The sequence below is a fragment of the Alteromonas sp. ALT199 genome (assembly GCF_018619335.1).
Lineage (GTDB): Bacteria > Pseudomonadota > Gammaproteobacteria > Enterobacterales > Alteromonadaceae > Alteromonas.
Genome location: NZ_JAHHDX010000009.1, coordinates 1 through 4,587 on the forward strand (window position 1 = coordinate 1; position 4,587 = coordinate 4,587).

Here is a 4,587-nt window from a genome sequence, read left to right on the forward strand (position 1 = left end):
ATGGCAGCTTTGTTTTCTTTTTTCAAGACTTAAAAAGACAGGCATGACTAATCAAGACAGGCATGTTTGTGTAGCGTTAAATACACCGAAATCATCTGCATGTCGATTTGGTGTTTTTAATAAATGAGCTAAAAACGACATTACGGATTTTTCTTTATTTCTCTGTTGGTTATGGTTTAGAGTTGTAAGAAGAAAAAAGAGAAGTGCCCCAAAATGGTGTGGATTAGCATGACGGTTTGGGGACGAGTAAACTGTTAGGCGTCATTTACTTACAGCATTAAAAACATGATCAGCTGTGACATTACAGCATCAAGGCTGTTTCGCTAGGTCGTCTTTACAGCTTGCTTTTACGGTAGTTTCAACGGCTTTAGCAACGCGCTTTTTATCAACACAGTAACGCCAACATTTAACATCACCAGTATTCTAAACTCGCTCTTTTATCCAGCAATGTCGTTAACATCTGGCATTTCGCACAGGGTTGTTTTATCTTAAATTCAATAATTTAAATAAGCGGTCTATTTGGTTAGTGGTGGCAGCAAAGCTGCGTACGTTCCTTTGTACGCCTAACAAAACGCTGTTGGCACTCCCTCCGGTCGCTGGGACGCTAACACGTGGGCTGGCTCGCTTCGCTCGGATTTTAGCCCACGTGCTAGCGCCCCAAAGCTTAGCGTTATAGCTCAATCGAAATGGAGTATTCATGTCTTACGCATTAATTGACAATGCATCACTTACAGCTGTAGATAGAGTTACAGGAAGGATATTAGTCAAAAATCCAGACACAATAAATGGCGATTTAGTTGCATTTGAAAATGTTATTCAAGCAATTCTTTTCTATGATGATTTGGTTTGCATCGATAATTATAAACCCGAACACAGAGAATCTAGAATTAACACCTTCGATTTTATTAGATTCCTACCACAAGATGATCTGGGGTTAACAGGTGTTGATCAATTAGCAAAAAATGAAGCTCAGCAAATTAAACCTGAACTACGAGGGGGGGAGTTTGTTGATGATGACTTTAAAAAGCTAGTAGAAATGTTAAAGCTTAATATGGTTTGCACTTGGGATATGCGTTCAAGTGTCTATTATCTAACGCTGAAAATGTTAGGGCAGCCATACACTCCTGAGTATGAGAAATATAGTGAGCTGAGTGCATCAATCTTTAACGAACTATCTGATGTTGGTGATACAAAAGGAAGATGGTCTACAGACGTAAAATTGGTTGGCTCTGACGGTCATCATCACACAATTCAAGAAATGAAATCCCAAACCAATGGGTATGGTGGTATAACTCGCCCGTTGGAAATGTTTATAGCATCTCTAAATTGGTTAGCCTATAAGTCAATTTATTACAGTATGGCGGCTAAGCATTTAAAAGCGGACTCATTCATACACCCTATTAGACACGCATATCAAATGCATTGGATGTCAAAAACCGGGGCTTTTGGTCACGATTATACTTCTAAGTTAATAGGCAGCCTGAGCAACAAAATTTCTACAACAACCTCTGAAATATTAGATCACGGCAGAGCAAGCTCTATTTCCATGGATCTCCCTATTTTTTCAGCTTGGCTTACAGTTGAATCAGGTGGGATTGATAATGTTATTGCGTCGGCGCTTGAGCTGAAAAAATCCGATCACTTTATTACAGCAAGAGAAGTAATCAGAGAAATTAAAATAGCTTATGATGAGGATGGTATCGCATCAGCAAATTCTAAAGTAACCAAATTAATGGGCGACATAGATAAGATAACTGGTGATATCAAGCGTAGTTTTGGCGTTCCTTCCTCACAAGGAGTTCAAGGTAGTTTTCTAATCAAATCTATTAATGGTTTAACTGCTCTAGCTGGTATTCCTCCTTTGCCGGATAAGGAGTTTGCATTAAGCACTCCTGAGTTCATGAAATCGCAAAGAACCAAAGCGTTTTCTACGATATTTAAAGATGTGGCAAATGAATTGACTTCTATTGAAAGATTAGGAGGAGTAAGAGATTCTATGGCGTCATCTTTTAACATCGATGATGAATACTACGTGCCCCCGAAAACTGAAGACCCTAGATTCAGAAGAGCAACATCAAGTTGGAAAATCCCCATGTAGCAAAGAGCTATAACAAGTTGCTTAAACGGACAAAAAACAGCTGGCTTTTGCTCGTTCCTCGCTAATTTTTGCCAGCTATTTTATTGCCGCTTAGCAAAGCGTTATATTTCAAACGAGAATTACTGACATGCCAGAGAATGAGAAATCGAGTTTCAAACACGGAATCATAGTTGCTTTAATAGGAGCAATCTTTGGCGCGTTAGTTACGATTGTAGGCCAGCCATATGTTAATCAAGTATTCGAAGAAGCAAAGACTCCAAGATTAGTAAAAGAATATCACCAAACAAACGTGAGGGGTTTGCCTGATAATGTCAGAAAGCAAATCACATTGATTACATCTAGATACAATATTCGTCACGTTGGTGGTGGTCCTGCCGAGGAAATAACGGTTTCAATTCATTCTGATAAAGACATATCGGCAAGTAGCATTGTAATTGACCCAAGTTCTGAGACTGCCACGGTAAAAGATGTTAATGGCAAGTTTAAAAAAATTGAGATCCCAGCAATAAGACCAAAAGGTCAGGTGTCTTTTGAAATAACGCACAGCCCGAGTAATCAGATACAGTTAGAAGAAATATCCAAATCAGGGGAAATAGTTGATTCCGAATTCGCAGCTAGAAGTTCGCGCAATGGATGGTGGGAATACTTCATTGTAGGTTTAATCCTTACCGTCATATTGGGTATTCTGATCGTTATATATATTTCATTGAAAAAAGGTGCCGACTATCTTGTCGGCATGGAAAGTGGGACTAGTGACAATATTGACGCCGAAAAGAAAACAAAAATAGCTAGTATTTTAGTTTTAGTAATTACTTATAACTTCATCTCTTATTTTGGTCTCGGCGGCCTATCTCTGCCGCGCATTCCTATTCAAGATGCATTTTACGCTCTGCTAATGTATGTGATCGTAACGAATTATAAAAGAATATTAATTATCATCGAGAAAGCCTTGTATAAATGAAATATAACAACCACATCAAATTCGCTCCCTACGGTCGCCTAATTCTAAACAAGACAGGCATGTTTGTGTCTGGATTTGGGATATGAACAAAGGTGTCCTGCTCGATTTGGCACATGCCTTGTCTGATGCCATCGAAGCCACTGAAAATGAACTTCATACATATGCTATTTCAGAGTCAATCAAAAAGCATCTTCGTGATAGCGGCGTATAACAATACGCTGTTGGCACTCCCTTCGCTCGGATTTTAGCCCACGTGCTAGCGCCCCAAAGCTTAGCGTTAAATGCCACGGGTACGAGTATACGTACAAAGCTGTAGAGAAATAGATGGAAAATATTAACTAAATAAGACAGGCATGTTTGTGTTTGGAAAGACTGAAAAGGAAGTCAGCTTGATAAGACAGGCATATTTGTAGTCGTGCTCAGAGAAGAATGGCTAAATACCAAAATCCCCATTCTGGAATCAAAAACGCCTAAAAGCTATTTCCACACTCCTTCGAATAGAGAACGGCTTATGCAAGTTGTGCTTGAAATGAAATTTGGTGAGATGGCTTCGGTAGCGCTACAACAATTTTCTGAGCGTCGATCGCGGAGACGGTAACAACCCTCGATTATTGAATGCCAAACCCGCCGGAGCGGGTTAGGTTTCAAAGAAGTTAGATCAATGTTAACTAGTTCGTTTCTGGTTCCTCCCCGCTTATTTTACGGTAGCGAGATAATAAGTACTTTGCCCACAATAAACTGGAAAACGAAGTAAGTACCAAAATAGGAAGAGCACCGATAACGCCTAATATAAAGGATAGCGTGCAAACTACTCCGTAGAATGTCAAAACATTTCTTCTAGTGACTAAACAGGACAGGCACCTTTGTATATAACGCGATACTTTTGTTTTCGAATTATGGCTGTCATGATAAATTTTACATCTCTTCTCAAAGTACTAAACAAGACAGGCATGTTTATGTGTTTTTTTGTATAGCTATATTAAAAGACAAAGAAAACTATATAAAAATTCATAAGATCTAAATAAAACAGGCACCTCTGCGTTTTTCCCTAGCAATTGCTAAACAAAAGATTTAACAAGATAGGCATGCTAATATTTAACTTTTCGCCAGAAGCTAAATAAAGTCGGCGAGGAAATTAGTGAAAAAGCTAGCTTGATTAGTCTTCTTGGGGCAGCTGGCGGTGCCATTAGCTAATTCTAACAAACGCTTTTTGTCGGTCTTGTTTTTCCGCTGCGCTCAAAAAAAGCCGCAAATACGGGCGTTTGGCATAAGGAGAAAGCCGTTGAATTTTGACGACTTTAAAAAGACAGGCATGCTTGTTGGCTAAACAAGACAGGCATGTCTATGTAATGTCATCAGACCACGGCAATCCCGTTGGTGGTGGTACCGGAGATATCGGAAGCGACGAGTACTCGCACTATAAAGCCCTGTAATATGTACTAGCTCATCGCTTTACTTTTCTAGCCGCATTACGCCGTCATATACGCATGGCGGAGTCTGAACTCGAGGGCTATATTCCAGTAATAGC

The 4,587-nt window shown here is 39.6% G+C and carries 4 protein-coding genes; all 4 read left to right on the plus strand.

Features of this window, described 5'->3' with window-relative positions; all coding sequences use genetic code 11:
• The first annotated feature begins 697 nt into the window (after nucleotides 1-697).
• The 4 genes from KL866_RS00780 (at nucleotide 698) to KL866_RS00790 (ending at nucleotide 4,492) form a co-directional block, all read left to right on the plus strand.
• Nucleotides 698-2,098: a hypothetical protein gene (locus KL866_RS00780; protein WP_214992515.1), complete on the plus strand. Its 1,401-nt coding sequence runs from the start codon at nucleotides 698-700 to the stop codon at nucleotides 2,096-2,098.
• A gap of 127 nt (nucleotides 2,099-2,225) precedes the next feature.
• Nucleotides 2,226-3,059: a hypothetical protein gene (locus KL866_RS00785; protein ID WP_214992518.1), complete on the plus strand. Its 834-nt coding sequence runs from the start codon at nucleotides 2,226-2,228 to the stop codon at nucleotides 3,057-3,059.
• Between the two features lie 82 nt (nucleotides 3,060-3,141).
• Nucleotides 3,142-3,270, plus strand: coding sequence for a hypothetical protein (locus tag KL866_RS20430; protein WP_285801288.1), 129 nt, complete (start codon nucleotides 3,142-3,144; stop codon nucleotides 3,268-3,270).
• A gap of 1,078 nt (nucleotides 3,271-4,348) precedes the next feature.
• Entirely contained in the window at nucleotides 4,349-4,492 is a 144-nt protein-coding gene (locus KL866_RS00790) for a hypothetical protein (protein ID WP_214992521.1), read from the plus strand.
• The last annotated feature ends 95 nt before the right edge of the window (nucleotides 4,493-4,587 follow it).